Raw genomic sequence first — 26,643 nt, 5'->3', positions numbered from 1 at the left:
GAGGCTGCCGACATGACCGCCATCGAAATCGCCACGGCCACCACGCCGACGGCCCCCGCGCGTGCTTCCCGTCGGCGCGGGCTGCTGCGCCAGCTCATCGACAGCAAGAAGGCACTGACCGGGCTGATCCTGCTCGCTCTCTTCGCCCTGCTCGCCCTGCTCGCACCCGTCCTGGCACCCGGCGACCCGTCGCTCATCAACTCCACGGGCAGCCAGGCCCCCTCGGCCGCGCACTGGTTCGGTACGACCGCCAAGGGACAGGACGTGCTCGCCCTCACCCTCTGGGGTGCGCGCAGTTCCCTCTTCGTCGGGTTCACCGTGGGGCTCGTGGCGACCGCGGTCGCCATCGTCGTCGGCCTCGCATCCGCGTACTTCGACCGCGTCGTCGACGACGCGCTGACCCTGGTCACCAACATCTTCCTGCTGCTGCCCGGCCTCCCGCTGCTCATCATCCTGGCCGCGTTCCTGCCGCCCGGGACCTCCACCGTGATCCTGGTCCTCGTCGTCACCGGCTGGGCGGGCTCGGCCCGGGTCCTGCGCGCGCAGGCCAAGTCGATCCGCGGCAAGGACTTCGTGGCCGCCGCCGTCGTCACCGGAGAACGCCCCCTGCGGATCATGTTCCGCGAGATCCTGCCCAACATGGCGTCCGTGGTGATGACCACGCTGCTCGGCTGCGTGATCTTCGGCATCGGCGCCCAGGCCGGCCTGGAGTTCCTCGGCCTCGGCGACAGCAGCGTCGTCAGCTGGGGCACCAACCTGTACTGGGCCAGCAACGACGGCGCGCTGATGACCGGCGCATGGTGGGCCTTCGTCCCCTCCGGGCTGTGCATCGCCCTCGTCGCCTTCGCCATCGCGCTGGTCAACTACGCGGTCGACGAGATCACCAACCCCAGGCTGCGCAACCGCCGTGCCCGCCGTGAGAGGAGGGGCTGAGCCATGGAACCCGTACTTGAGGTGAACGGGCTGCGCGTCGAATACCGCGGTGACGGACGCACCGTCGTGGGCGCCGACGACGTCTCCTTCTCCATCGGCGCCGGAGAGATCTTCGGCCTCGCCGGAGAATCCGGCTGCGGCAAGTCGACCATCGCCAACGCGGTGATGCGACTGCTCAAGCCTCCGGCGGAGATCACCGCGGGCAGCATCCGCTTCCAGGGTCGCGACGTCCTCGCCCTGGACGCACGGGAGCTGCGCGCCTTCCGGTGGCGGGAGATCGCCATGGTCTTCCAGTCGGCGATGAACTCGCTCAACCCCGTCCTGACCATCGGCGAGCAGATCGTCGACATCTTCACCACCCATGAGCGGATGAAGAAGCGGGCCGCGCGGGAGCGGGCCGGCGAGCTGCTGGAGCTGGTCGGCATCGACCCGGGAAGGCTGAAGGCGTACCCGCACCAGCTGTCCGGCGGCATGCGCCAGCGCGTGGTCATCGCCATGGCCGTCGCCCTGAAGCCAAGGCTGTTGATCATGGACGAGCCGACCACCGCGCTCGACGTAGTCGTGCAGCAGGAGATCATGGCGCAGATCCGCGACCTCCAGCGGGAGCTGGGCTTCTCCATCCTCTTCATCACTCACGACATGTCCCTGATGATCGAGCTGTCGGATCGCATGGGCGTGATGTACGGCGGACGGATCGTCGAACTCGCCGACGCCAAGGACCTGTTCGCGGGACCGCTCCACCCCTACACCGAGGCGCTGATGAACGCCTTCCCGCCGCTGACCGGCCCGCGCCAAGAGCTCACCGGCCTCTTCGACGCCCCGCGCACCGCCGACAGCTGCGGCTTCCACGTCCGCTGTCCCGAGGACCGCTCGGACTGCTCCATGAACATCCCCGACCTGCGCGAGATCGCGCCCGGCCGCTGGGTGGCCCGCAGCCTCGAAGGAGCCCCCCGATGACCGAACCCCTGCTGTCCGTACGCGGTCTGACCAAGGACTTCCAGGTCGGCACCGTCTTCTCCCGGCGCCGTGTCCGAGCCGTCAACGACGTCTCCTTCGATCTCCCGGCCGGCCGGATCACCGCCCTGGTCGGCGAGTCCGGCAGCGGCAAGTCCACCATCGCCCGCTGTCTCGCCCGCCTCGAACAGCCCTCCGCCGGACAGGTGCTGCTCGACGGCGAGGATGTCCTGCGCACCGAACGGCGCCGGGCGTCACGGGCGTACCGCCGCCAGGTCCAGATGGTCTTCCAGGACCCCTTCGGCTCACTCAACCCCGTCCACCGCATCGAGCACTTCCTCACCCGGGCCCTCGTCCTGCACGGCCACTCCGCCACACCGGAGGCGCTGCGCGAGCTGATCAAAACGGTCGGCCTGACCAAGGACATGCTCCAGTCCTACCCGCACGAACTCTCCGGCGGCCAGCGTCAGCGCGTCTCCATCGCTCGCGCGTTGGCGGTGGAACCGCGCCTCATCCTGGCCGACGAACCGACGTCGATGCTGGACGTCTCCGTACGCGTCGGCGTGCTGAACCTGATGCGGCGCCTGCGCGACGAGCGGAACATCGCGATGCTCTACATCACGCACGACCTGGGCTCCGCCCGTTACCTCGCGGACACCACGATGGTCATGTTCGCCGGCGAACTCGTCGAGGGCGGCGACGCGTTGGCGGTGATGGACGCCCCCGCCCACCCGTACACCCGCCTGCTGCTGTCCGCCGTACCCGACCCCGAACGGGCCGGCAGCTACGACCCCGTCGAGCGCGCCAGGCTCCGCGAGGCGATCCTCAACCCCACGTCCTGCCCCTACGGCGACGACGGCGCGTGCAGCCGCACCGACCCCGTCCGCCACATCGTCGGCGAAGACGACGGCCAGCCTCACTGGGTGCGCTGCCATCTGCGCGCACCCGCCTCCGACATCGCCCGCCGTGTCCTGAAGGCCACGGACCGGCCGGACGGCGAGGCCACCGACGACACCGAGAAAGCGGAGATACCCGCCGCATGACCCACGACCTCACCCTCCCCTCCGGCACTCCCACCGCCGAGGGGCTGGCCGAACGCGCCCTGCGCGACCCCCACCGCCCCCGCTTCCACTTCACCTCGCCCGGCGGCTGGCTCAACGACCCCAACGGGCTGAGTCACTGGAACGGCGTCTACCACCTCTTCTACCAGTACAACCCGCTCGCCGCCGCCCACCACCGCATCCACTGGGGCCACGCCACCAGCACCGACCTCGTGCACTGGACCGACGAACCGGTCGCCCTCGTCCCCGGCACCACCGGCCCCGACCGCGACGGCTGCTGGTCCGGCGTCCTCGTCGACGACGGCGGAGTGCCCACGCTCGTCTACTCGGGCAGGCACGGTGAGCACGAACTCCCGTGCGTGGCCAGGGGATCGGCGGATCTGAGGTACTGGACCAAGGACCCTGCCAACCCGGTCATCACCGCCCCGCCCGAGGGCACCGACATCACGGCCTTCCGCGACCACTGCGTGTGGCGGGAGGGCGAGGTGTGGCGGCAGCTGGTGGGCTCGGGAATCCGGGGCGTCGGCGGAACGGCTTTCCTGTACGAATCCGACGACCTGCGCAGCTGGCGCTACGTCGGCCCCCTGCTGACGGGTGACGCCTCGCAGAACCGGGGCGAGCTCGACTGGACGGGCACGATGTGGGAGTGCGTCGACCTCTACCGGCTCGGCGAGGACGAGGAGGCCGGCAGCACTGACGCGCTGGTCTTCTCCGCCTGGGACGAGGGCAACACCCACCACCCCCTGTACTGGACCGGCCGCTACCAGGGCGACACCTTCACCCCGACGGCCCTCCACCGGCTCGACTACGGCGGCCGCTACTTCTACGCCCCCCAGTCCACCCGCGACGAGCACGGCCGCCGCATCATGTTCGGCTGGCTCCAGGAGGGCCGGACGGACGAGGCGAACGCGCAGGCCGGCTGGTGCGGTGTGATGTCCCTGCCGAGGGCCGTCACGCTCGCCACCGACGGCGGCCTGCACCAGACCCCGGTGCCGGAGCTGACCGAGCTGCGGCGGGAGCGCGTAGAGGTGTCTCCGGGCCGGCTGGCCGACCCGTACACCCGGCTGCACGCCGTGCGCGGGGACCAGCTGGACATCGAGACAACCCTGCGTCTCGCTCCCGGAGCGACCGCCCGGCTCGTGCTCCGCGAGACACAGGACGGCGCGGAACGTACGGTCGTGGAGGTGAGCCGGTCGCACGACGGAGCGAGCGGTACCCTCCGCCTGCACCGCGAGACCAGCAGCCTCGACCCGACGGTCGACACCGAACCCCGGTACGGCGAGCTGCCGTTGGACCCCGACGGGCGGGTCGACCTGCGCGTCCTCGTCGACCACTCCGCACTGGAGATCTTCGCCAACGGGCGTGCCCTGACCGCCCGCATCTACCCCACCCGCCCGGACGAGGCCGTCGGCGTCGGTATCGGTGCCGACGGCGACGTGATCCTGGAGCGGTTCGACGCCTGGCAGATGGCGTCGGCCTTCACCGACGGACCCCGGCCGCTGTGGCCGTGACGGTCTTACCCACGACCACGGCCCGCGGAGTGGACGTCCCCCCGGGCCGTGGCCCACCCTCCCCTGCTCTCCTCAGGAGCTGCCATGAGCGTGTCCCGCCGTACCCTCCTGCTCGCCGGAGGAACCGCCGCCACCCTGCTGCCTCTCGGAGGCATCCTCCCCGCAGCACAGGCCGCCACCCCGAGCGCCGCCCGAGCGACCCCCGCCGGCACCCCGATTCCCGACCCCATCCCCGTCACCGGCACCTGGACCCGCACATCCGACGGCGGCCAGAAGGCGGCCGCCGGCCGTCGCGGGCCCGCCCTCGCCCTGTCCGAGCAGCAACTCGCGGCCAAGGGCACGTACGCGGCCCGCGTCACGCCCCAATCCTCTTCATCCGTAGGCGCGTTGGTATTCCGGGCAGCCCTGGACGGCTCGACCGGATACGCGGTCGCCCTCGACCCCGGCCGCTCCCGCATACGGCTCTACGACCTGGCCAGCGGCGACACATTCGCCACCGCTCCGCTTCCAGGCACGCGGACCGCAAGACCCTATGACCTCGAAGTGGCAGTCGACGGACCCGAGCTGACGGTGCATGTCGACGGCAAGCGGCTCCTCCACACCGAGGACCACCGCCACGACACCGGCTCGGTGGGCCTGCTCGCCCAGGACGGCACGGTCACCTTTGGCCCGCCCTCCCTCTCCTCGGTCACCACCAACCTCACCGGCTGGACCACCAGCGGCGGCACTTGGACGTCGAGTCCGCTGGGCTGGCGCTCCGCCCCAACCCAGGGAGCCACCGCCCGCGCCATCACCACGACCAAGGCGTACGACACCGCGCTCCAGGCCGACCTGCTCCTGCACGACGCTTCCGCCATCGCCTCACTGCTGGTGCGCACCGACGCCACGGCCACCCACGGCTACGGTGTCCAAGTAGACGCGGACCAGGGCAGGCTGAGGCTCTACCGCATCGACGGCGACGTCACCCTCGGCACGTACGCGACCACGATCAAGACCGACACGGTCTACCGCCTGCGCGTCGAAGCCGAACACGACGAACTGCGCGTGCACTGGCAGACCAACTTCCTCTCTCCCGATGGCTACAGCCCCGTCATCACCGCCCAGGACTCCACCCACGCCAAAGGCCGACTCGCCGTCACGGCATCGGCTGGAGCGGTGTCCTTCGAGAACATCGCCGGGGCCGATCTCGCCACCGGCCTCCAGGGCTGGACGGTCCGCTCCGGCACCTGGACCCCCGACCTGCGCGGCATCCGCGGCGAGAACGGCCTGCGCACGGCCCCCTTCACCGACGGCGACCTGGTGGCGAGAGCCGACATCACACCCGGCGGCCCCTCCTCCTCGGCCGGCCTCGTCCTGCGCGCGTCCGCGAACGGCTCCGGCGGCTACGAAGCCCGCCTGGAAGCCGGCCGCAACGCCGTCGTCCTGCTGGACCGCTCCTCCGGCGCCCGCCTTGCCTCCGCTGCCGGCCCGGTCCGGCGCATCGCGTCCGGCGGCACCTATCGCGTCGAGGCCCGCGCGACGGGCAGGTCGATCGAGGTGTACGTGGACGGCGTACGGGCGCTCAAGACCCGCGTGTCCCTCACGAGGGGAGCCGCCTCCGGCACCGCGGCCGCGCACGGGGCGTCGTACTTCCAGAATGTCGAAGTCCACAGCACCGCCGACTACTTCACCCAGCCGTATCGCCCGACGTACCACTACTCCCAGCTCCGCGGCTCCACCAGCGACCCCAACGGGCTCGTGTACTACGACGGCGAATACCACCTCTTCCACCAGGACCAGGGCCGCTGGGCGCACGCGGTCAGCACCGACCTCGTTCACTGGCAGGCCCTGCCGATTGCCCTGCCCTGGAATGAGTACGGCAACTGCTGGTCGGGCTCGGCGATCGTCGACGCGGACGACACCTCCGGCCTCTTCGACGGCGGATCGGGCCTGATCGCGTACTACACGAGCTACCACCCGGACAAGCCGGGCGGAAACGCCAGCGTGCGCATCGCCTACAGCAAGGACAAGGGCCGCTCCTGGCAGTGGCACGGCGGCTCGACCCCGGCCGTGCAGAACCCGGGAGGCCCCGACGCCGGCTGGACCTTCCGCGACCCCAAGGTCATCCGCGACGAGGCCCACGACCAGTGGCTGATGGCCGTCTCCGGCGGCGACCACATCCGCTTCTTCACCTCCACCGACCTCCTCACCTGGACCCAGGTCAGCTCCTTCGGCTACGGCGACTGGGCCACGCCCGGCGTCTGGGAGTGCCCCGACTTCTTCCCGCTGCCGGTCGACGGCGACAAGGACACGGTGAAGTGGGTCCTCACCCTGAGCACCGGTGCCGTACGTGCCACGAACGGCTCGGCCGCCCAGTACTTCACGGGTGAGTGGAACGGCACCGGTTTCACTCCCGACCAGAAGGCCGGCACGGTCCTGCGCGCCGACTCCGGCCGCGACTACTACGCCGCCATGTCCTTCTACGGCCTGCCCGACGACCGCCGCGTCTGGCTCGGCTGGATGAGCAACTGGGACTACCCCTTCAGCGCCCCGACCGGCGCCTGGAACGGCCAGCTGAGCACTCCCCGAGAACTGACCCTCACGGACACCGCCGACGGCGTACGCCTGACGCAGCGCCCGGTCCCGGAGCTGGTCACACTGCGCACGTCCACCACAACCTGCAAGAACCTCGCCGTCGGCCCCGACTCCGCGAACCCGCTCGCGGGAGCCCGGGGCACCGCCTACGAGATCGAGGCCGAGATCACCCTCGGCACCGCCACGGAGATCGGCTTCCGGCTCCGGACCGACGACGACCAGCACACGACAGTCGGATATGACGCCGAGGCGCACGAACTGTTCGTGGACCGCTCGGCATCGGGCCTGAGCGACTTCACGCAGTACTTCGCGGGCCGCACGACCGCGCCGATGAAGACGACCGACGGCCGCGTGACCCTGCGCGTGTACGTCGACTCGTCCTCGGTCGAGGCGTTCGGCGCGGACGGACAGGCCGCCGTGACCAGCCTGATCTTCCCCGGCCCGGACGCCGACGGCATGGCCTTCTACGCCAAGGGCGGCACCGCACACATCGAGTCGCTCAAGGTGCACAGGCTGGACAGCACCTTCCGCCTGGTGGATCGGGTGAAGCCGCTGGTGGCCGCCCCGGCCGGCGGTGAATTCCGCTCGAACCTCGGCAAGTTGACGATCACCCCCGCCGGCAGCTGGTCGACGGACAGCGCGGGCCGCGCCGCAAGCTTCGACAAGGACTCCAACGCGATCTCGGCCCGCACGGCGACGGACCTGGACCTCACCACCCTGGTCCGACTCGGCGGCCCCGACCCGGACACGGGCGGCGCCCTCTCCCTCCTCTGGCACGCCTCCTCCGACGGTGCCGACGCCTACTGCCTCAACATCGACCCCGACCTGCGCGTGATCCGCCTGGTCGCCAAGGCCAACGGCTTCTTCGACGACGGCGCCGCCCTCGCCCGCGTCCCGGCCCTGGTCCGCCGTGGCACGACCTACCCCGTCCGCATCCTCACCGAGGGCGACCGCATCCAGGTGTTCCTCAACGGCACCCGGATCATCGACGTGACGGACACGACGTACGCCGATGGCCACATCGCCCTGAATGTGTTCGGAGGGAGGGCGGCGTACCAGGACACCTACGCGAAGGAGCTGTGACCGCCGGTCAAGCCGACAAGCAACCGTGACCGCGGAGACTCCGCCCTCCCCGCACTGGGGCGGAGCCTCCACACGTGGGAAGGAGGATCCGCTGTACGAAGGTTCTCTCTCCTCGGCTGACCTGGGCGGACGCGGCTGCTTCTGTGATACGTGTCCAACTCGAAGGCGCTCAGGGGTCATTGAGGGGCCACAAGGACAGGAACAGACCGACAAGCACTGCACAGGGCTGACACTGATCAGCACGTCTGACCTGCAAGAACAGCGTGAATCGGCAATGATCGACAAGGGCCGCCAAGATCCCCAAGGACTCATAATCCGTCGGCCGTGGGTTCGAGTCCCACCCGCCCCACTACGCGCTACGCGGGAAGAAGCGATCTGACCAGCAACTTCGCTGGAGGGTCGGGCGAGTTGAGGGGTCCGGGTGGCCCTGTGCGGTCAGGTTTTCCTGATCCTGAGGCCGAGATCGAGGCCGCGGACCTCCCTCCAATCGGACATGTCGTGTTGTCGCCGGATCGGGCGTGGCCGTCACGCGTGTCGCGCACGCGGCCCGACGAAGGTCATCCCTTCGTCCTGGTCGAGGAATCCCTCTGCGGTCAGGTGGCACAGGACGCTCTCGTGCGGCGTTCGCGGAGTGTCCCGACGCTCCTGACCCTGGCCATGCTCCAGCAGCACACCGAAGACTGACGACCCGGAGAATCCGAGGCCGGGGCCGAACGGTCGCCGGAGTGCCCCTCTCGGCGAGGAGCTCCGTCAACTCCCGGGCCGGATCTCTCCTGCGGCCCGGGAGCCGCCGCGCGATACGAGGATGCCCACGGACGCGGAGCTCGTTCGGACCGTCGGCGGAGTAGGCTCGCTGTTACCGAGGGTATTTCGTGCACCGGCTCCCATGTCCGTGTCACTTTCGGCGATTTCACCACATCGGGCCGGCTCCGGTCGGTCCGGAGCCGGGTTCGTGTCATGAGTGCCTTCGCCTTCCCCACGCCGATCCCCGAAAACACGCCCTCCCCTCCATCCCGTCGGACGCCTTCCCCTCCGTCCTGTCGGACGTCTTCCGCCGCCCTCGGCTCCTCGCCGACGGCCGTGCCCGATCCGCCGCGGGACCGCATCCCCGGGGACCCGGCGAACCATCCGTACCGGTGGGGCGTCCCCGGAGCGGGGCCCGTCGGCGCGCGGGTGCAGCCGACTCCCGTCTCGGCCCGCCTGCTGATGGCCGCCGGGAGAGACTGCCTGCGCACCGCGCACGTGGGCCGGCTGATGGTGGAGGCGGCGAGCCTGCGCACGGTGTCGGAGACCGACCGGGCCGTTCAGGCGGCCTGGGACTCCGAAGGGGACCACGAAGTCAGGGATCCGGCGGCCCGCCCACAGATCCCGGCCGTTTCCGCTCCGCCGACGGCGAGGTGAGGTCCGTGGGAACGCCGGTCCTGCGGCTGCGGACGACAGCCCCTGACCGCACGGGGACGCCCGGCGACGCGTGGCGGCCGCGGACACACGGCCTCAAGAGCTAGCAGAGCCTCGACCGCAGCCCGGGACCCCGGCCGCGTCGCAGACGACGGGCCGGGGTCCTCCCGTGCCGTGTGCTTCCCGGACCGCTCGGGTCCGGGAGCTTCATCGAGGTAAGGAACGTGAGAACCATGGGTGTTCTGATCACCGTGCTGGCGGTGCTCGCCGTGGCCGGGCTCGTCCTGCTCGCCCTCAGCGTGCGCAGTGTCCAGCAGTACGAGAAAGGTGTGGTGTTCCGCTTCGGGCGGCTGCTGCCGGACATCCGCGGGCCTGGCCTGCGGGTCATCCGGCCGATCGGGGACAGGATGCGGAAGGTGTCCGTACAGACCGAGGTCCTCGGTATTCCGCCGCAAGGGTCCATCACGGCCGACAACGTGACACTCACCGTCGACGCGGTCGTCTACTTCAAGGTCATCGACCCCGTCAAAGCCCTGGTGAACGTGCGCGACTACCCCGCCGCCGTCTCCCAGATCGCCCAGACCTCCCTCCGCTCGGTCATCGGCCGGGCAGACCTGGACACACTGCTCTCCGACCGCGACCACATCAACGCGGAACTCAAGAAGGTGATGGACGCCCCCACCGAGGAGCCCTGGGGGCTGCGCATCGAACGCGTCGAGATCAAGGACATCGCCCTTCCGGAGTCGATGATGCGCTCGATGTCGAAGCAGGCCGAGGCCGAGCGGGAACGCCGTGCCCGGGTCATCGCCGCCGACGGAGAGTTCCAGGCTTCCCAGCGGCTGACCGACGCCGCCGCGACCATGGCCGACACCCCCGGAGCACTCCAACTGCGCCTGCTGCAGACCGTGGTGGACGTCTCCGCCGAGAAGAACAGCACCCTCGTGATGCCGTTCCCCGTGGAGATGCTCCGCTTCTTCGAGCACCAGAGCAGGGAAACCGACGGCGAGTCCGGCGGACGGCTCGCGCACCCGGGCACAGCGCGCCCCGCGGTGCCCGCGGGCGTCGTGATCCCCGAGCCCGCCATCCCTGCACCGGCCATCGCGCCCGCCTCCTCACTGAGCGGAGAACGGGTCGGCTCCGGCGGCCGGCGGATCGGCGGTCGTGCCGAGGTGGCCCGGGAGCGACGGGACAACTGGCCGACACCGACGGACGCCGAGGAGGCGCTGAGCGGCTGACCGTACCCGGCCGCCGGGGTGACCCGGATCGTCCTGCCGCTGTGCGGTGGCTCCGCCACCCGGACACGGCCGCCGCAGTCCGGCCGGTGCGATGTGCGCACCGGTTTTGCTGCGGCGGCCGTGCTTCCCGCGGGGAGGACGGTGTCACCGACGGGCGGGCGCCGCCATGTGCAGCAGCCGTTCGGTGATCTCCCGGTACTGCCTGAGCGCGAGCCGCAGTTCCTCGGTCCGCGCATCGGTGGCCGGGTCCCGCCAGCCTGTGCGCAGGAAGCGTCGTCGTTCCGAGAGGGCGACGGTGAACAGGGTGGTGACCTCGTCAAGGACGGCGTCGGCCTCTTCCACCGCCGCGCGCGGGCCGTCGACGAAGGTGCCCAGGGCCTGCTGGAGGCGCAGGGCGAGCTTGTCCCGGTCGCCCTGCGGGACCAGTGCGGGGCCGCGTTCGCGATCGGGGCCGCCCGCGCCGGTGCCGGGCTCGCGTGGTGCGTGGGCGGGTTCGGCGCGGGGCGTCTGCTGAGCGCGCCGCATCGGGGGATCGGCAACCCCGGGCCGGGGCTGCCGTGCGTGTTCGGCGTTGTGTGACATCAGGTGCTGCTTCCCTTCGTGTGGCGTTGGTTCCGTGCCCCCGGCGCGTGACTCCGGTCGTCGCGGGACGACGCGCCGGTCCGGGCCGGCGGCCGCTCGCCGGCCAACGCCTCGAAGAGGCTTCGGGCTTCGACGTGGCCTCCCGTATTTCCTCGGTGCCGCTCCGGTCGCGGGCTGCCGCGTGCAGGCCGCGGTAGTCCTGGACGTGGTGCGCGTGGCTGACGGAGAGTGCGGCGATCCGGTCCCCGTCGGCGAAGCCACGGTCCCCCGCCGGGCGCGCCGGCGGCGCGTCCGCCTCGACGAGGCCCGCCGAAGGGCCCGCACGGTGAAGCCGAACCCGAACACCACAGGGATCAGCGGCAGGAGAGGCATCCGCGGATCATGGCCGGGTCGTCCGGATCGCGGGAACTGCCTGACATCCGCGGGTCCGGGCGAAGCGGGAAGGCGGCGTGCGTCGCCCGGTGAACCGGAGGGGCACGGCCCTTCGCCGCGCTGCCAGTCAACGCCGGACGACTTCCCTTGTCAACGCGGAGTCGGCATGGGGGAGTTCAGCGAGCAGGGAAGGGGCCGTCGGGGCGAACGGGGCCTCGGCGGGAGCGTCCACCGGATCGGCCGGCGGTGCCGGCAGGATGCGGTCCTCCCACCAGGAGAGGCTCATCACGGCGGCGAGCAGGACGAAGGGGGCCGAAGCCGGAACGATCAGCGCGTACATGTGTACCGCCTGTCGTGAAACGCGTGCGACGCGGCGGGCAGCGGAGAGGTGCCCGCACGGGGCGCATCGGTGTCGCGCCGGGACCGGGCGGCGACGGCGGGTGCGGGAACGGCCCCGTCGGTGACCGGACAGGTTCCTTCACCGATGCGCGAGGTGCGCCCCCGAAGGAGCGCGCGAGGTGATCGACGCTGCCGGGGGCTCGGGCCGTACCGCGCACGCTAGCCCTCGCCGCGCTCCCCGGACAGACGCCAACTGGCCATCCGTTGCGGCCGACTGCGCCGGAGGCCGCGGACATGGCGCGCTGTCCGCGGCCTCCTGGGAGGAGTACGTTGTTCTGACAGGCCCCGGCCCCCGGCAGTGACGCGTTGTTCTGCCCCGGGGAGGCCCGCCGTGTTCGTTCTGCTTCTCATCCTGATCGTGGTCCTGTTCGGCCTCGGCTTTCTCCATCCTCTGTGGTGGGTGGCCGCGGCCGTGTTGCTCTTCGGCGCCACCCGTCACGGCAGCGATCGCGGGGGAGGCTGGATCCGTCGCGACGGTTCCGATCTCAAGGGCTACCGGGACTACGAGCAGCGCCGGGACCGTCAGGACCGCTGGGACCGCCGCTACAGCCGTCAGAACCGGGCACGCTGGAAGCGCCAGGACCGCCGGGACCATGAACGCCGCGGGTGACCGTCGAACCGGTCTGTCATCCGGAGGTCCGGTGCGGCCGCAGCCACTGTGCTGCGGTCCGCCGGCTCCCACGGTGAGTGACACCACCGAAGAGGGAGACACGTGCCCATGCCGGCCGAACGCACCCAGAGCCCACGAAACGCACGCCGCTACGACGACGCGCCGGACACCGACGCGGCGTTCCGCCGCATCGCCGCGCTGCCGGAAGGCCCGGAGAGGTCCGCGCTGCGCCAGGAGGTGGTGTGCGCCTGGATGCCGATGGCCGTACGGCTGGCCCGGCGCTTCCGCCATCGAGGCGAGACCTTCGAAGATCTCCGGCAGGTCGCCCAACTGGGTCTGGTCAAGGCGGTGTCCCGCTTCGACCCGGCTCTCGGCACGGCCTTTCCGAGCTTTGCCGTACCGACGATCCTCGGCGAGGTGAAGCGGCACTTCCGTGACGAACTCTGGGTCGTGCATGTGCCGCGGCGCGTACAGGAGCTGAGAGGCCGGGTCCGCGCCGCCGACCGTGAGCTGAGTTCGTCACTGGGCGGAGGGATACCCGGGGTCCACGACATCGCCATACACACCGGGCTGACCGAGGCCGAGGTACGGCTGGGCCAAGGCGCGCTGGAGAGCTTCACCGCCTGGTCCTTGGACGCCGTGCCCGGCAGCTCCGCGGACGGCCACCCGCTGACCGAGACCATCGGTGGCACGGAGCCCGGCTTCGACCGGATCGTCGATCGTGAAGCGCTCCGGCCTCTGCTGCGGGCCCTGCCCGAACGCGAGCGGCAGATTCTGTACCTGAGGTTCTTCTGCGAGATGACGCAGGCCCGCATCGGTCTGCAGCTCGGTGTCTCCCAGATGCACGTCTCCCGCCTGATCACCCGCACCTGTGCGCAGCTGCACGACCAGGTGATGGGCGCCGGGGTTCGGGGAAGCGCGTCTTGACGGCGTCCTGAGCACAGGCCGTGGTGCTCAGGACGTTCCGTTCGGCCTCAGTCGGCCGCGAGCAGATCCGCGGCCCGTTCCCCGATCACGACGGACGGGGCGTTGGTGTGACCCCGGATGATCGTCGGCATGACCGAGGCGTCCGCCACCCGCAGGCCCCGCACCCCCCGTACCCGCAGCCGCGGGTCCACGACGGAGGCGTCGTCCCGGCCCATCCGGGCCGTTCCGACGGGGTGGTAGAGCGTGTGGGAGTGATCGGCCAGGGCGAGCGCGTCGCGCCGGTCCCGTGGCAGGTCCTCGGCCCCGGGCGGCATGAGGAAGCGGCCCGTGGACAGCCCGCGGTCGGAGAGGCGGCCGATGATCTCCTCGCAGACGCCGAGTCCGGCCAGCAGGGCCGCGCGGTCGGCGCCGTCCGGGTCCGTCAGATAGCGCGGGTCGATGACCGGCTTGGCGAAGGGGTCCGCCGAGGCCAGGGTGACCGAACCCGTGCTCTCGGGGCGCAGCAGGATCGCGCCCACGGTCAGCCCGTGCTCCGGCGCCTTGACGAGACCCTCGCCGAGGAACGGCACCGGCGCGAAGATGATCTCAAGGTCGGGCAGCTCGAGGTCGGGCCGGCTGCGGACGAATCCGTACGCCTCGCCGATGTTCGACGTGAGCATCCCCCGGCGGCGGGTCAGGTACTTCACCAGCTCGGAAGGCCGCTCGGCGGCGTACAGGGTCCGGTCGGCGGCGTCGACGGCGAGGCCGCTGATGAGATGGTCGGTGAGGTTCGCGCCGACCTGCGGGGCGTCCACCAGCACCTCGATGCCCCGCTCGCGCAGATGCCCGGCGTCGCCGATGCCGGACAGCATGAGCAGCTGGGGCGTGTTGACCGCGCCCGCGCTCAGGACCACCTCGCGGCGGGCCAGCACCGTGCGCGTGACACCCCCGGCGACGTACTCGACGCCGATCGCGCGGCGGTCCTCGAAGAGCACGCGGGTGGCATGCGCGTCCGTGACGACCCGCAGGTTCGAGCGGCGGCGGCCCGGCTTGAGATAGCCGTCCGCGGTGCTGCACCGCGCGCCGCGCCGCTGGCTCACCATGGTCTGCGAGAACCCGTCGGGCGTCGCGGTGTTGGCGGGCTCGACGGTGTGGCCCAGCGCCCGGACGGCGTCGAGGAAGGCCGCCGTGTGCGGGTTCGGGTCGCGCTGCGGCTCGACGCTCATCGGGCCGCTGCGGCCGTGGTCCGGGTCGGTGGCGCCGAGGACCCGCTCCGTGCGGCGGAAGTACGGCAGCAGGCCCTTCCACGACCAGTCGGCGCCGCAGAGGTCGCCCCACTCGTCGTAGTCGGCGGCGAACCCGCGCACCCACATCATGGCGTTCATCGAGGAGGAGCCGCCGAGCATCCGGCCCCGGGGCCAGTAGACGGGGCGCCCGGAGAGCTCGGGCTGCGGGGCGGTCGAGTAGTCCCAGTCGAGCTCGGTCCTGAACAACTGGGAGAAGGCGGCGGGAATGTGCACGGCCGCCTTCCTGTCCCGGCCGCCGGCTTCGAGGAGGACGACCGAGGCCGGCCCGCCCTCGGTCAGCCGGCCGGCGAGCGCCGCTCCGGCCGATCCCGCTCCGACGACGACGTAGTCGGCACTTTCCGGGGCGCTCACCGGGTCACCCCGGTCGTGCTCCGGTCCGTACGGCCGGGCGCGCCCGCCGTCGGCCGGGCGGTGAGGCCGGGGGAGGTGATGCCGGGTGAGGCGGCCCCCCTCGCCCTCCTGCGGGGCCCGAACGGTGGTGCGGCCTGTGGTGCGGTGTCCGTCATGACGTCCTCCTTGTCGAGGTCCGCTCCAGAGCTTCCGGCCGGGCCGGTGCCACGGGGTAGCCCCTGGAGGTGATGAGTTCACGGAATCGGCCGGCGAACGGACCCCCGACGGCGGCCGGGCGGGGAACCGCGCCGTCCGCCGCGTGGTGGGCGCCGTCAGGGAGCGAGGTACGGCGGGGCTGTCAGGGGGCCGTGGGCGCGTCCCGCAGTTCGCGCTTGAGGATCTTGCCCGTGGCGTTGGTGGGCAGCTGGTCGCGGAACTCCACCAGGCGCGGGTACTTGTAGCCCGCCATCCGATCCCGGCACCACGCGATCAGCTCCTCCCCGGTGAGTTCGGCGCCCGGGGAGAGGACCACGCAGGCCTTGACCTCCTCGCCGTGCGTGGCGTGCGGCACGCCGACGACGGCCACGGTGCTTACGGCGGGGTGGGTGAGCAGGACCTCCTCGATCTCCCGCGGGTAGACGTTGAAGCCTCCGCGGATGATCAGGTCCTTGGTGCGGTCGACGACGTAGAGCCATCCGTCGGCGTCCCGGCGGGCCAGGTCCCCGGTGCGGAACCAGCCGTCGCGCAGCACCTCGGAGGTCGCCTCGGGCCGGTTGTAGTAGCCCTTCATGATGTTGTGCCCGCGCACGACGATCTCGCCGATGGCGTCCGGCCCCTTGACCGGAGTCCCGTCCTCGGCGATCAGGTCCACCTCCACGCCCCAGACCGGACGGCCGACGGAGCCCGCGCGCGCCGGCTCGCCGCGCGGCGTGAACGTCACCGCGGGGCTGGTCTCCGACAGGCCGTACCCCTCCAGGACGGTGACCCCGAAGCGCTCCTCGAACCGGCGGTGCATCTCGACCGGCAGCGCCGAACCCCCGGAGCCGGCGATCCGCAGATTCCCGGCGATCTCCGCCCGTTCCGCCTCGGGCACGTCCTCGGCGAGCAGCGCCCCGTACATGGTGGGGACGCCCGCGAAGAAGGTGACGGCGTGACGCCGCATCAGGGCGAGGGCCGAGCCTGCGTCGAAGCGCGGCAGCAGGACCAGTGTCGCGCGGGCGGCGAGGCCGGCGTTCATCTGCACGGTCTGGCCGAAGGAGTGGAACAGCGGCAGGGCGATCAGATGGACGTCGTGCCCGACCTCGCCGAACATCTTGTGGCAGGTCAGCGCGTTCAGCGCCAGGTTGGCGTGGGTGAGTTCGGCGCCCTTGGGCCGGCCCGTGGTGCCGGAGGTGTAGAGGATGACCGCCGTGTCGTCCGCCTCGGTGGCGACCGTCTCGAAGTCGGCGCTCCGGCCGGCCAGCGCCGACGTCAGGGTCCGCGTGCCCGGGATCGGGGAGGTCTCGGTCGGGGCCGCGGTCAGCAGGAAGAAGTGGTCGCAGCTCTCCGTCTCGTTGAACCCGTCCCACCCTTCCTGGCCCATCGGGAGCTCGGGGCCGCCCTCGAAGCAGAAGTACGCCTTGGCCTCGGAATCGGCCAGGTGATACGCGATCTCACGGCCCTTCAGGAGCACGTTGAGCGGCACGACCACCGCGCCGGCCTTCAGGATGCCGTAGTAGACGACCGGGAACCACGGAAGGTTCGGACAGGACAGCGCCACCTTGTCCCCGGGCTCGATGCCGCGCGAGCGCAGCAGCCCGGCCACCCGGCGGGCGGCGGTGTCCAGCTCCGCGTAGGTCATCCGCCGGTCGCCCAGGACGACCGCCGTACGGTCGGGCACGGCGTGGGCGCTGTTCTCCAGCATGACGGCGAGGTTGAGCATGGGCTGTTCTCCGTAGGGGTGTCGGCGCGGGCCGGCGGGCTCAGCCGCGCAGCGCGGAGGCGAAGAGGGCGGGCAGCCGCAGGGCACTGGGCGCCGTGGTGAAGCGGGTGAGGCGCTCCACGGTGGTCAGGGCCGTGCGGTTGGTGACGAAGTACGGGGGGCGCGGGGACAGCGAAGGGTCGCCCGTGACGAGACCGCGCGGTGCGGGCGTGAACGGGGCGCGCAGCACGGTCTTCTCGATGTCCTCGTCCCGGAGCATGAACGCGTTGTGCACGAAGCCGATGCCGCTGCCGATGTCCTGCCGGGTGTGGCCGGGGAAGGCGCCCCAGGGGGTGAACCCGAGCAGGAAGCCCACCGCGGACCAGCAGTTGACGCCCAGGGTGCCGTAGCGCAGGTCCGCGACGGCGGCCTCCACCGCCGCCCGGTCCGACCGCTCGGTCCTCGGGTGCACGATGAGGGTGGCGCCGAGGGTGCCGGGGAGGCGGTCGTTGGCGAAGTCGACGGCGTTGCGGAGGAACGCGGCCGCGGTCGCGCCCGGCAGCCGTACGACGCCCAGCGCGCTGGCGAACACCTCGTCGGTGACGAGGACGTCGTCGGGGCCGGTGACGTCGGGGACGAGCAGGCGGCAGCCGTCGCCGTACCGCTCCGCCCGCGGATGTGCGGCGAGAACGGCGGCGAGGCGTTCGCGGGCCCCGGGGTAGTAGTCGGCCCGGGACGGCAGCGCGCGCAGCACCCGGCGGATCTCGTTCAGCAGTTTCTCGGTGCCGTCCCAGTCACGCGGTACGACGAGGACCTGGCCGGCGATGCAGTTGTGGCCGGAGTTGTTCAGCTTGCTGGTGACGATGTGTTCGGCCTGGAAGCGGAAGTCGGCGTCGCTCCACGGGCCGGGAGCGACGACGCACGGGCTGACGCCGCCGAGTTCACTGCTGAAGGGCTTGTCGATCAGGGGCCGGTCCTCGCCCCGGCGCCGCCCGGCGTCCTCGTCCGTCCCCCAGACGATCGCGTCGTGCGTACGGTCGCTGCCGGTGACGTGGATCGTGTCGACGTCCTCGTGGTGGGCGAGGTATCCGCCCTCGGCCGCGCCGCCGTCGACGAAACGGACCCAGCCGCGGGTCACGAACTCCGCGAAGACCTGCTCGAAGTGGGGGCGCAGATAGGCGTTGACGGGGTTCATCTTGGCGACGACGACCTGGCCCTCGGCGTAGAGCTTGTGCAGGATGTCGAGCGCGGTGATGGCGGCGACGTTCCCTGCGCCGAGCACCAGGGCCACGGCCGAGGGCTCCGGCCGGCCCCGGTAAGGGCCTGCCGCGCGGTCGCGTGTCTCGTCGGCGGTGACGCCCGGACGCATCCACACCTGGGCGCTGAAGCGGTTGAGCAGCAGCCGGTCCCAGCCGGTCGCGGGGAACACGTCGACGCGGGTGCGGCCGGCCGTCTCCCGCACGGCCTTCGCCGCGAGCGGTTCACGGCCCGCGGCGATGCGCCGCAGTACGTGCAGATACGCCGCGGCGTTCTGCGCGAGCGCCCACGGACCGCCTGTCCAGTCCTCGGCGGCCCACGGGGAGTCGGGAGCGTAGCCCTTGGCGCGGGCGCCGGCCGCGGCCAGTTCGGCCGCGCCGGAGTCCACCCGGCGCAGCAGCCGTTCGAGCAGTGCGACGCGTTCGGTGAGCGGGGCGGCGGACCAGGACGCGGCATTGCCGCGCAACTCGGCGACGGCCCGGTCCAGGCAGGAGGTGTCGAGGGCGCTGGGGTTCACGTCATTCCTCGCGGTAGGGAGGGAGCGGGGGAGGCGGTGGGGAATCGGTGGGCGGGGGAGCGGCCGTCAGGCGGGTTGCCGCGGGGTGTTGGGGTCCGGGGTGAGAGGGCCGGCGCGGCGTGCCGACAGCAGCCGGGCGTCGCGGGCCGGGTCGATCAGCGTGACGGCGGCGATTCCGCCCAACGCGAGCAGCACTCCGGTGATCAGGAGCGCTTGCCGGTAGCCCGCGGTCCCCTGGGTGTCCACGAGATGCCCGACCAGGGTCGGGGCGATCAGACCCGCGGTGGTCACCACGGCGTTCATGATGCCCAGCGCGCCGCCGCGGCGGTCGGCCGGTGCCAGTTCGGCGACGGTGGTGGCGGCGACGCTGCCCATCGCCCCGGCGCAGCCGAATCCGGCGACCAGCAGGACGACGGTCGCGGCACCGGCCGGTGCCGCCGGCAGGGCGAGGCACGCCGCCGCGCCGACGAGCAGCAGGACGCCGCCGACCCCGCCGCGCGCCCGTCGGCTCGAGGTCCCGCGGCGCAGCAGCCATCCGGTCAGGCCGGCCTGGCCGAGGACCACGACACCGCTCAGCCCCCAGACCAGCATGAGCAGCCGGGCGGACGCGGCCGAGGAGTATCCGAGGCCGTCGTGGAGATAGGAGGGGAGCCAGACCAGGCAGAAGGCGATCACCCAGTAGGTGCCGAAGTAGGCGGCCGTGGCCCCGATCCAGGTGCGGGTCGCGAGGATCCGGCGGTACGGCGTCCCGCGCGCGGCGCCGCCCGCCCCGGCCACGGCCTCCGCCGCCCCGGCCGACTCGGCCGCGCGGTCGGCTCCGCGGCCCTCGGCCGTCGGGTCGGCACCGGAGCCATGGGCCACCCGGTCGGCACCGGCACCGGTATCGGCATCGGCACCGGAGCCGGAGCCGGTGCCGTCGCCCGGGACCGGCTCCGGGGTCCCGTTGTTCCGCGTCCCCGCGTAGGGGCCCTCTCCGCCGAAGGGGATCCACAGCAGTGCCCACACCGCACCGGCGACCGCGACCACGGCGACCGCGGTGCGCCAGCCGTGTTCGTGGATGACCCAGGTCAGCACCGGGGCGGCGACCAGGACCCCGAGGGTGATCCCCAGCACGATCAGGGCCCCGGGCAGGTTGCGCCGGTGGTTGGGGAACCAGGACAGCGTGGTCTGCTGGGCCACCGGGAACGCCGGCCCCTCGGCGGCGCCCAGGAGAACGCGCGAGGTGACGAGCACCGCGAGCCCTCCGCCCAGGACCAGCGGTGCCTGGGACAGGGACCACAGGACGGCCATCGTGAGCAGCAGCCACTTGGGCCGTACGCGGTCCGCGAGCAGTCCCACCGCCGCGCCGCAGATCGAGAACAGCAGGAAGAACGCGCTGTTGGCGAGCCCGAAGGCGGAAGCTGACAGGCCGAGGTCCTCACGGACGGGGTCGGCCGCCAGGCCCAGCACGGACTTGTCGGCGAAGTTGACCATCATGAAGACGACCAGCAGCGCGGTGACGGTCCACGCGCGGCGGCGCTGGTCGGGCGGTGTCTTCACCGGGGCGGCGGGCACAGCGGGTACGACGTCGGTGTCGGTCACAGGAGCTCCGCGGGGGACGGGTCGGGACGGGGAGACGGAGGGAGGGGCGCGGGGAGAAGGAGGCGGGGCGCCCCTGGGACGCCGGCCGGGGAATCCGGGCCGGCACCCGACCGGACGACGGCCCCGGGCGCGGTCGGCGAGGGGATGCCGGGCCCGGCCGAGGCGGACGTCCGCCGGGCTGCGGGGACGCCTGTCCGGCCGCGGGGACGTCCGCCCGGCCGACGAGGCGCGGGCCGGCCGGGCGGAAGCCTGCCCGGACGGGCGGGTGCCCGTCCGGACAGGGGGACGTACGGGCGCGGGAACGTCCGGGCGGGAGCCCTCGGCCGACGGGGCTCAGGACAGGGGCTCGCCGGCGATCGCGATGCGCTCCATGACGCGGCGCTGCGGGTAGTAGTCGTTGATCGCGTAGTGCTGCGTGGCGATGTTGTCCCAGATCGCGACCGAGCCGGGCTGCCAGCGGAAGCGGACCTGGTACTCGGGGATACGGGCCTGCAGGACCAGTTCTCCGAGCAGCTCACGGCTCTCGGTCTCCGACAGACCGGTGATCCGGGTGGTGAAGGGCTCGTTGACGTAGAGCAGCTTGCGGCCGGTGCGCGGGTGCCGCACGACCACGGGGTGCTCGACGGGCGGCAGGGCCTCCCGGTGCGCCGCGATCTGGCCCTCCGTCATCGTCAGGCCCCAGCTGGCGACCCAGTCGTGCACCGCGGTGAGCCCCTCGATCCGGGCCTTCGTCCGCTCGGACAGGTTGTCGTACGCGGCGCCCATGTCCGCCCAGAGGGTGTCGCCTCCCGCGGCGGGGACCTCGACGGCCCGCAGGACCGAGCCGAGGGCCGGTGCGGCCATGAAGGAGTGGTCGCTGTGCCAGATGTTCTCGGTGCCGATGGCCATGGCGTCCTTGGCCAGGCGCGAGACACCGGCGGTGTCGGCGGCGGGGAAGAACGGGTTGGGCTCCGGCGCGCCCCACAGGGCGGAGAGCGCGAGCTGGGCGCTCGGGTCGAAGGCGTGCTGGTCACGGAAGAAGATCACCTTCCACTCCAGCAGGGCCTGCTTCAGCTCCGCGGCGAGGTCCTCGCCGATCGGGAGCGAGAGGTCGACGCCGGCGATCTCGGCACCGATGTGCGGGGTGAGCGGGCGGATGTCCATCAGCCGGTACTCGGCCGGGGCGGCACCGGGGGCGGTGCGCTCCAGCACCCGCTTCCCGTAGTGCATCAGGGGCTTGTCAAAGGCGGGCGCGGGAGGGGTGACGACGCTGTCCATGGGCTCTCCAGAACGACAACCGGGATTTCGTTACCAGGAGTATCGTTATTGGGGTGCGGGGTGGCAAGGGTCTGGGGCGAACGTTTGTGAACGGGGCCTTCGGGCGGCCGTGGCCGTCAGCCGGGGCCGTGGCGGTCGTGAACGGGGCGGTCCTGCGGGGCCGCGACGGTCAGGAGGCCGAGCCGACCGCGCGGGCCACGAGGTCCACGAGGGTCTCCACGAGCCGGGCGTCGGGCAGTTCCTGTTCGCCGATCAGCCGGAAGAGCAGCGGCGCGGCGACCAGGGTGGCCGCAGCCCGGACGTCGGTGTCGGGGCGTACGTCGCCTCGCGCGATGCCCCGCTCGAGGATGTGCCGCGTCTCGCTCGTGATCCGCTCGGTGTACTGCGCGTACTGCGCCCGGCCCGGACCCGCCTCGGCCGCCGCTCCGATCAGCCCCGCGATCAGCCGGGCCGACCCCGGCAGCCGGTACGCCTCCAGCCGGGTGGTGAGGACGACGCGCAGCTCGGCGCGGAAGTCGCCCAGGTCGGGCACCGACAGTTCGCCGACGCGGCTCTCGGCGGCGGCGATGACGAGGTCCTGCTTGGTGGGCCAGCGCCGGTAGATGGCCGGCTTGCTCACCCCGGCCCGGGCGGCGACGGCGTCCATCGTGAGCGCGCCCATGCCCTGCTCGACGACCAGGTCGACGACCGCGTTCAGGACCGCTCCGGTGACCCGCTCCTCGCGTGGCCGTCCCGGTCCCCGCTCCGTCCCCCGCGTCCGCTCACCCGTCATGCCCCGAGCCTACGGGGCCGGTGTACTGCCCAGGGAGGAGGGCCCGCGCCGGAACATCCTGCTCGGAGGGTAGGAGGGGTGCCTCCGTGGGCACGATGCGTCTATGCGTGTCGGCGAGGGACGCTGGGCTCATCAGTCATGAGGAGGGGTCATGAACCGTCAGATCCGGATTCGCGTCAACCGTCGGCCCGCCGCTCCGCGCGAGATGCCGATCGACCGCAGGACGCCGTCGGGGCGTGTGCTGCCGTACTGACCGATGTCTTTGACGCCGTACGGGTCCTGCGGTCCGCCGGTCCGCAACGGTGTTCCGCCCCGTCCGGGACCGGTCACGAACCCTTGGTGGGGCACCTGGGCGGCGGCCCGGGCTCCGGCTCACGGGCGGGTGCAGCGGCCCGTGGGCGCGGTCGCCGGAGGGCGGCACTGGAGGACTGAGTCGGCCGTGCGGTCGCTCAGATAGCGGCCGATGCAGGTGGTCGCGGTGGTTCTGCCGCGCTCGGCGCAGAAGGCGAGTGCGGCCCGGCCGTCCGCGAAGGGGCCCGGGGCGTAGACCACCCAGTAACCCGGGCGCAGCGAGGCGTACTTGTCACTGCGCAGGATCCGCGCCTCGGGAACGGTCTTCCTGATCTTCGCCAGGCGGAGATCCCGGGCGGCGGTGCCCGTTCCGACGGGTTCGGAGAAGAGCTGGGCGATCCAGCGGTCGCCCGACGGCGCGCTCGTGGCCGACGCCGCGCCCGTCGGCGCCGGGCCGGGTGCGGAAGCCGAAGATGTCGGTGAAGGCGAAGGAGTCGGGGCCGGGGTCGCGTGTTCGGTCCGCGTGGACGCCGAGGCCGACGCCGGGGCCGACGGCCCGGCCTCGCCCTCCGTCTCCCGGCCGGTCCCCCGGTCGCGCAGGGTCAGGAAGAGCGTGGTCACGGCGACGGCCAGCACCGCGGCCACGGCGACGGCGATCGTCGTCCTTCGGTGCCGACCCGGGCTGTCCGGCCGGGTGGGTACGGGCGGCAGGGGTCCGTCCCACCGCTCGGGCCCGGCGGGCGGCGGCGGCACAGGGTCCGTGTACGGCCGCGGAAGCGGCTCCCGGTGGGTCGCCGACACCGTCGCGGTCGCCGTCGGCGGGCCCCATTGCGCAGGCGTCCTCGCCTCCGCCCGCGCCAGCATCGCGTCCAGGCGCTCCGCGTCGGGGCGCGCCCCCGGGTCCCGGACGAGCAGCGCGTTCAGGACGGGGGCGAGAGGGCCGGAGCGGACGGGAGGCGGCAGCGGATCGTCGAGGACGGCGGCCAGCGTGGCGAGCGTCGTCGCGCGGCGCAGCGGACTGACGCCCTCCACACAGACGTACAGGACGAGGCCGAGGGACCACAGATCGCCGGCCGGGTCGTCGGCGTGGCCGCGGATGCGTTCGGGCGCCATGTACTCGGGGGAGCCCACGAGTTCACCGGTGACGGTCAGGGAGGCCGAGTCCTGGAGAGCCGCGATGCCGAAGTCGGTGAGAACGGCCGTTCCGTCCGGGCGGAGCAGCACATTGGCGGGTTTGACGTCGCGGTGCCGGATGCCGGCGGCGTGGGCGGCCCGCAGCGCGGAGAGGACCTGTCGGCCGACGCGCGCCGCCTCCGCCGGGGACAGGGGGCCCGCGACGAGCCGGTCCTGGAGCGTCATGCCCGGCACCAGCTCCATCACGATCCACGGATGCGGCTCCGCCTCCACGATGTGATGAACGGTCACCACGTGCGGGTGACTGATCCGGGCGAGCGCCCGTGCCTCGCGCAGCACCCGTTCCCGTACGGTGGCCGAGGCGCCCGCGTCGGCCCGCACCGCCTTGAGGGCGACCTCGCGGTGCAGGGCGCCGTCCCGGGCCCGCCACACCGTGCCCATCCCGCCACTGCCCAGCCGCTCGATCAGCTGGAACCGACCGTCGACGAAGTCCCCCGGTGCGTCCATGCGCGACAGGCTAGAGGAGATCGCCCGTACCGCGCGGCGCCCCGAGGACTAACGCCCCAGTGCCGCACCGCCGTTGATGTGGAGGAGCTGGCCCGTCACGTAGGCCGCCTCCGGTGACGCCACGTACCGGATGGCGGCCGCGATCTGTTCGGGCCGGCCGGGCTGTCCGGTGAGGGACTGGGCCACGCGGGCGGCGACGAAATCCGGGGTGGCGCGGTCGCCGAAGAACTCGGTGTCGCCGACGAAGCCGGGGGCGACCGCGTTCACGGTGATGCCTTCGGAGCCGACGCGCTGGGCGAGATCGTAGGTGTAGGTGTTGATCCAGCCCTTGGAGCCGCCGTACGAGCCGGGGCCGCGGAGCGAGGCGATCGAGGAGAGCTGCACGATACGGCCCCCGGGGCGGCGCACGTGGGGGAGCAGCGCCTCGGTGAGCAGGACGGCGGTCAGGACGTTGGCGTCGAAGTTGCGCCGGTAGCTGTCGGCGACGGAGGCCAGGCCGCCGTCGTGCGACACGGCGGCGTTTCCGCCCGCGTTGGCGACCAGCACATCCACCGGGGTGTCGTCCTCGACGATGAAGTCCCGCACCGCGCCGACCTGTTCGGGGTCGGCCAGATCCGCCGCGTGCCAGGACGCGGCCGCCCGGCCGTGCCGCTCGTTCAGTCCGTCGGCCGCCTTGCGCAGGACGTCCTCGCGGCGCCCGAGGAGAACGACCCGGTCCCCGTCCGCGGCGAACGCCTCCGCCGTCGCCAGGCCGATCCCCGTCCCGCCGCCGGACACCACCACACGCCGTCCGCTCATGTCCATCCCGTCCGTCGCCGTTCGCATTCTCGGATGTGAACGTGGGTCACGTCCACGTACGAGTGGTGACGCTACGGAGACCGTACGGCGGCGTCAAGTGGCCCGATATGGAGCCGACTTGACCTGCGCTGTCGTTTCGTCACCCGAACAGCCGGGCAGGGAACGTGCAGCGTTTGTCCCGGTCCGTCCGGACCGAGGGAGGGGGAGCGCTGTGCGTGACCATGTGCGGACCGCCGACGGGCGGCTGCTGCGTGTCGAAGTCTCGGGGGATCCACGAGGGCGCCCGGTGTTCCTGCTGCACGGCATGCCCGGCAGCCGGGTCGGCCCCCGGCCGCGTGCCATGTTCCTGTACCAGCGCGGCACCCGGCTGATCAGCTACGACCGCCCGGGGTACGGAGGTTCGGACCGGATGCAGGGGCGGCGCGTCGTCGACGTCGTGCACGACGTGGCCTGCATCGCGAACGCCCTGGGGATCGAGCGGTTCGCCGTCGCCGGACGGTCCGGGGGCGCCCCGCACGCGCTGGCCTGTGCCGCGCTGATGCCGCAGCGGGTGACCCGGGCCGCCGCGCTGGTGGGGCTCGCGCCGCGCGACGCCGAGGGACTGGACTGGTTCGCCGGGATGGCGCCGTCCAACGTCCATGAGTTCAGGACGGCGTTCGACGATCCGGACCGGTTCACCGCGCGGCTGATTCCACGGTCCGCCGTCATCCGGCGCGATCCGGTGCGCCTGTTGGAGGAGCTGCGGCCCGAACTCACCGATGACGACCGCCAGATCGTCTCCGACAACACGATTCGTTCGATGCTGTTGCGCAACTACCGCGAGGCGCTGCGGACATCGCCGTACGGCTGGATCGACGACGCGCTGGCGCTGACCGGGCACTGGGGCTTCGATCCGGCGGAGATCCAGGTGCCGGTGCTGCTGTGGCACGGGGTGAAGGACGTGTTCTCCCCGGCCTCGCACTCGTCCTGGATGGCCGCGCGGATTCCCCGGGCCACGGCGGTCCTCGAACCCACCGCCGCGCACTTCGCCGCCCTCCGGGCCCTGCCCAAGGTGCTGGCCTGGCTGCTGGCGGACGTGCCGGTCTGGCCCGGGCACCGGCGGGGACGGACCCCGGAGGCGGTCGCCCCCTGCGCCCCTGCCGCGTCCGCGGGCCGGCGCTCCCAGGCCCCCGCCTCGGCCTGAAGGCTCCCGCCTCCCGCCCCGGGCGCCCGAAGGTCTCGGCGGCAGGCGTCGCGGGGCGCCACCGGCCGGACCGCCCCCTCCGGGACCCAGGCGTCGGGCGCCGGAGGAGCCGACGGCCGGCCTTGCCGACGACCGGCCTTGCCGACGACCGGCCTTACCGGTGCCTGGCCGTACCGGTGCCTGGCCTCACC

The 26,643-nt window shown here is 72.3% G+C and carries 22 protein-coding genes; 11 read left to right on the top strand and 11 right to left on the bottom strand.

Going from position 1 to position 26,643, the window contains the following annotated elements; all coding sequences use genetic code 11:
• The first annotated feature begins 12 nt into the window (after positions 1 to 12).
• From OG788_RS16255 to OG788_RS16220, 8 genes are all read left to right on the top strand, one after another.
• Positions 13 to 933: an ABC transporter permease gene (locus tag OG788_RS16255; protein ID WP_406371595.1), complete on the top strand. Its 921-nt coding sequence runs from the start codon at positions 13 to 15 to the stop codon at positions 931 to 933.
• A 3-nt stretch (positions 934 to 936) separates the two neighbouring features.
• Positions 937 to 1,890 carry an ABC transporter ATP-binding protein gene (locus OG788_RS16250; protein ID WP_406371593.1) on the top strand — a complete coding sequence of 318 codons (954 nt, stop codon included), beginning with the start codon at positions 937 to 939 and terminating at the stop codon, positions 1,888 to 1,890.
• Positions 1,887 to 2,930, top strand: a complete 1,044-nt coding sequence (locus OG788_RS16245) for an ATP-binding cassette domain-containing protein (RefSeq protein ID WP_406371591.1) — start codon at positions 1,887 to 1,889, stop codon at positions 2,928 to 2,930. The genes OG788_RS16250 and OG788_RS16245 overlap by 4 nt, the downstream gene beginning before the upstream one ends.
• Entirely contained in the window at positions 2,927 to 4,459 is a 1,533-nt protein-coding gene (locus tag OG788_RS16240) for a glycoside hydrolase family 32 protein (RefSeq protein ID WP_406371590.1), read from the top strand. Before OG788_RS16245 ends, OG788_RS16240 begins: the two co-directional genes overlap by 4 nt.
• 84 nt (positions 4,460 to 4,543) lie before the next feature.
• Positions 4,544 to 8,116 (top strand): GH32 C-terminal domain-containing protein, encoded by a 3,573-nt coding sequence (locus OG788_RS16235; protein WP_406371588.1) that lies wholly within the window; start codon positions 4,544 to 4,546, stop codon positions 8,114 to 8,116.
• A gap of 531 nt (positions 8,117 to 8,647) precedes the next feature.
• The gene (locus tag OG788_RS16230; protein ID WP_406371587.1) at positions 8,648 to 8,800 is read left to right on the top strand and encodes a hypothetical protein; all 153 of its coding nucleotides are present in this window, start codon (positions 8,648 to 8,650) and stop codon (positions 8,798 to 8,800) included.
• Between the two features lie 396 nt (positions 8,801 to 9,196).
• Complete coding sequence (locus OG788_RS16225; protein ID WP_406371586.1) at positions 9,197 to 9,517, top strand: hypothetical protein; 321 nt, start codon at positions 9,197 to 9,199, stop codon at positions 9,515 to 9,517.
• Between the two features lie 230 nt (positions 9,518 to 9,747).
• Entirely contained in the window at positions 9,748 to 10,749 is a 1,002-nt protein-coding gene (locus tag OG788_RS16220) for an SPFH domain-containing protein (RefSeq protein WP_406371584.1), read from the top strand.
• 144 nt (positions 10,750 to 10,893) lie between these two features.
• Here the strand turns inward: OG788_RS16220 and OG788_RS16215 are convergent, their stop codons facing one another.
• Positions 10,894 to 11,331, bottom strand: coding sequence for a hypothetical protein (locus tag OG788_RS16215; RefSeq protein ID WP_406371582.1), 438 nt, complete (start codon positions 11,329 to 11,331; stop codon positions 10,894 to 10,896).
• 499 nt (positions 11,332 to 11,830) lie between these two features.
• Positions 11,831 to 12,043, bottom strand: coding sequence for a hypothetical protein (locus tag OG788_RS16210; RefSeq protein WP_406371580.1), 213 nt, complete (start codon positions 12,041 to 12,043; stop codon positions 11,831 to 11,833).
• A gap of 390 nt (positions 12,044 to 12,433) precedes the next feature.
• Here OG788_RS16210 and OG788_RS16205 point away from each other — a divergent pair, with 390 nt between their 5' ends.
• The gene (locus tag OG788_RS16205) at positions 12,434 to 12,712 is read left to right on the top strand and encodes a hypothetical protein (RefSeq protein WP_351539026.1); all 279 of its coding nucleotides are present in this window, start codon (positions 12,434 to 12,436) and stop codon (positions 12,710 to 12,712) included.
• 108 nt (positions 12,713 to 12,820) lie between these two features.
• Complete coding sequence (locus tag OG788_RS16200) at positions 12,821 to 13,639, top strand: SigB/SigF/SigG family RNA polymerase sigma factor (protein WP_406371578.1); 819 nt, start codon at positions 12,821 to 12,823, stop codon at positions 13,637 to 13,639.
• Positions 13,640 to 13,686: 47 nt separating this feature from the next.
• Here OG788_RS16200 and OG788_RS16195 read toward each other — a convergent pair whose 3' ends face one another.
• The 9 genes from OG788_RS16195 to OG788_RS16155 all read right to left on the bottom strand — a co-directional run bounded on the left by OG788_RS16195 (position 13,687) and on the right by OG788_RS16155 (position 25,269).
• A complete protein-coding gene (locus OG788_RS16195; RefSeq protein ID WP_406371576.1) occupies positions 13,687 to 15,276 on the bottom strand; it encodes a GMC family oxidoreductase in 1,590 nt (529 codons plus the stop codon).
• Positions 15,273 to 15,431 carry a hypothetical protein gene (locus OG788_RS16190; RefSeq protein ID WP_406371575.1) on the bottom strand — a complete coding sequence of 53 codons (159 nt, stop codon included), beginning with the start codon at positions 15,429 to 15,431 and terminating at the stop codon, positions 15,273 to 15,275. The genes OG788_RS16195 and OG788_RS16190 overlap by 4 nt, the downstream gene beginning before the upstream one ends.
• Before the next feature lie 182 nt (positions 15,432 to 15,613).
• A complete protein-coding gene (locus OG788_RS16185) occupies positions 15,614 to 17,176 on the bottom strand; it encodes a long-chain-fatty-acid--CoA ligase (RefSeq protein WP_406371573.1) in 1,563 nt (520 codons plus the stop codon).
• 40 nt (positions 17,177 to 17,216) lie between these two features.
• Positions 17,217 to 18,929, bottom strand: coding sequence for an aldehyde dehydrogenase family protein (locus tag OG788_RS16180; protein ID WP_406371571.1), 1,713 nt, complete (start codon positions 18,927 to 18,929; stop codon positions 17,217 to 17,219).
• A 66-nt stretch (positions 18,930 to 18,995) separates the two neighbouring features.
• Positions 18,996 to 20,510 (bottom strand): MFS transporter, encoded by a 1,515-nt coding sequence (locus OG788_RS16175; protein WP_406371569.1) that lies wholly within the window; start codon positions 20,508 to 20,510, stop codon positions 18,996 to 18,998.
• 333 nt (positions 20,511 to 20,843) lie between these two features.
• A complete protein-coding gene (locus OG788_RS16170) occupies positions 20,844 to 21,767 on the bottom strand; it encodes a TauD/TfdA dioxygenase family protein (protein ID WP_406371567.1) in 924 nt (307 codons plus the stop codon).
• 169 nt (positions 21,768 to 21,936) lie between these two features.
• Positions 21,937 to 22,539, bottom strand: coding sequence for a TetR/AcrR family transcriptional regulator (locus OG788_RS16165; protein ID WP_406371565.1), 603 nt, complete (start codon positions 22,537 to 22,539; stop codon positions 21,937 to 21,939).
• Positions 22,540 to 22,911: 372 nt separating this feature from the next.
• Complete coding sequence (locus OG788_RS16160) at positions 22,912 to 24,471, bottom strand: serine/threonine-protein kinase (protein ID WP_406371563.1); 1,560 nt, start codon at positions 24,469 to 24,471, stop codon at positions 22,912 to 22,914.
• A gap of 48 nt (positions 24,472 to 24,519) precedes the next feature.
• A complete protein-coding gene (locus tag OG788_RS16155) occupies positions 24,520 to 25,269 on the bottom strand; it encodes an SDR family NAD(P)-dependent oxidoreductase (RefSeq protein WP_406371561.1) in 750 nt (249 codons plus the stop codon).
• 211 nt (positions 25,270 to 25,480) lie between these two features.
• Between OG788_RS16155 and OG788_RS16150 the strand changes: the two genes are divergently transcribed.
• A complete protein-coding gene (locus OG788_RS16150) occupies positions 25,481 to 26,452 on the top strand; it encodes an alpha/beta fold hydrolase (RefSeq protein WP_406371559.1) in 972 nt (323 codons plus the stop codon).
• Positions 26,453 to 26,643 lie beyond the last annotated feature (191 nt).

It is taken from the genome of Streptomyces sp. NBC_00647 (genome assembly GCF_045207245.1).
Taxonomy (GTDB): Bacteria; Actinomycetota; Actinomycetes; order Streptomycetales; family Streptomycetaceae; genus Streptomyces.
Note: the sequence above shows the minus strand (reverse complement) of the source record. Positions and strands in the feature narration are given on the sequence as shown.

What these genes read in the sequence shown, in the direction of transcription:
- OG788_RS16255 (WP_406371595.1), top strand. Translation starts at nt 13, where the DNA reads ATGACCGCCATCGAAATCGCCACGGCCACCACGCCGACGGCCCCCGCG.
- OG788_RS16250 (WP_406371593.1), top strand. Translation starts at nt 937, where the DNA reads ATGGAACCCGTACTTGAGGTGAACGGGCTGCGCGTCGAATACCGCGGT.
- OG788_RS16245 (WP_406371591.1), top strand. Translation starts at nt 1,887, where the DNA reads ATGACCGAACCCCTGCTGTCCGTACGCGGTCTGACCAAGGACTTCCAG.
- OG788_RS16240 (WP_406371590.1), top strand. Translation starts at nt 2,927, where the DNA reads ATGACCCACGACCTCACCCTCCCCTCCGGCACTCCCACCGCCGAGGGG.
- OG788_RS16235 (WP_406371588.1), top strand. Translation starts at nt 4,544, where the DNA reads ATGAGCGTGTCCCGCCGTACCCTCCTGCTCGCCGGAGGAACCGCCGCC.
- OG788_RS16220 (WP_406371584.1), top strand. Translation starts at nt 9,748, where the DNA reads ATGGGTGTTCTGATCACCGTGCTGGCGGTGCTCGCCGTGGCCGGGCTC.
- OG788_RS16215 (WP_406371582.1), bottom strand. Translation starts at nt 11,331, where the DNA reads ATGTCACACAACGCCGAACACGCACGGCAGCCCCGGCCCGGGGTTGCC.
- OG788_RS16210 (WP_406371580.1), bottom strand. Translation starts at nt 12,043, where the DNA reads ATGTACGCGCTGATCGTTCCGGCTTCGGCCCCCTTCGTCCTGCTCGCC.
- OG788_RS16200 (WP_406371578.1), top strand. Translation starts at nt 12,821, where the DNA reads ATGCCGGCCGAACGCACCCAGAGCCCACGAAACGCACGCCGCTACGAC.
- OG788_RS16190 (WP_406371575.1), bottom strand. Translation starts at nt 15,431, where the DNA reads ATGACGGACACCGCACCACAGGCCGCACCACCGTTCGGGCCCCGCAGG.
- OG788_RS16185 (WP_406371573.1), bottom strand. Translation starts at nt 17,176, where the DNA reads ATGCTCAACCTCGCCGTCATGCTGGAGAACAGCGCCCACGCCGTGCCC.
- OG788_RS16170 (WP_406371567.1), bottom strand. Translation starts at nt 21,767, where the DNA reads ATGGACAGCGTCGTCACCCCTCCCGCGCCCGCCTTTGACAAGCCCCTG.
- OG788_RS16165 (WP_406371565.1), bottom strand. Translation starts at nt 22,539, where the DNA reads ATGACGGGTGAGCGGACGCGGGGGACGGAGCGGGGACCGGGACGGCCA.
- OG788_RS16160 (WP_406371563.1), bottom strand. Translation starts at nt 24,471, where the DNA reads ATGGACGCACCGGGGGACTTCGTCGACGGTCGGTTCCAGCTGATCGAG.
- OG788_RS16155 (WP_406371561.1), bottom strand. Translation starts at nt 25,269, where the DNA reads ATGAGCGGACGGCGTGTGGTGGTGTCCGGCGGCGGGACGGGGATCGGC.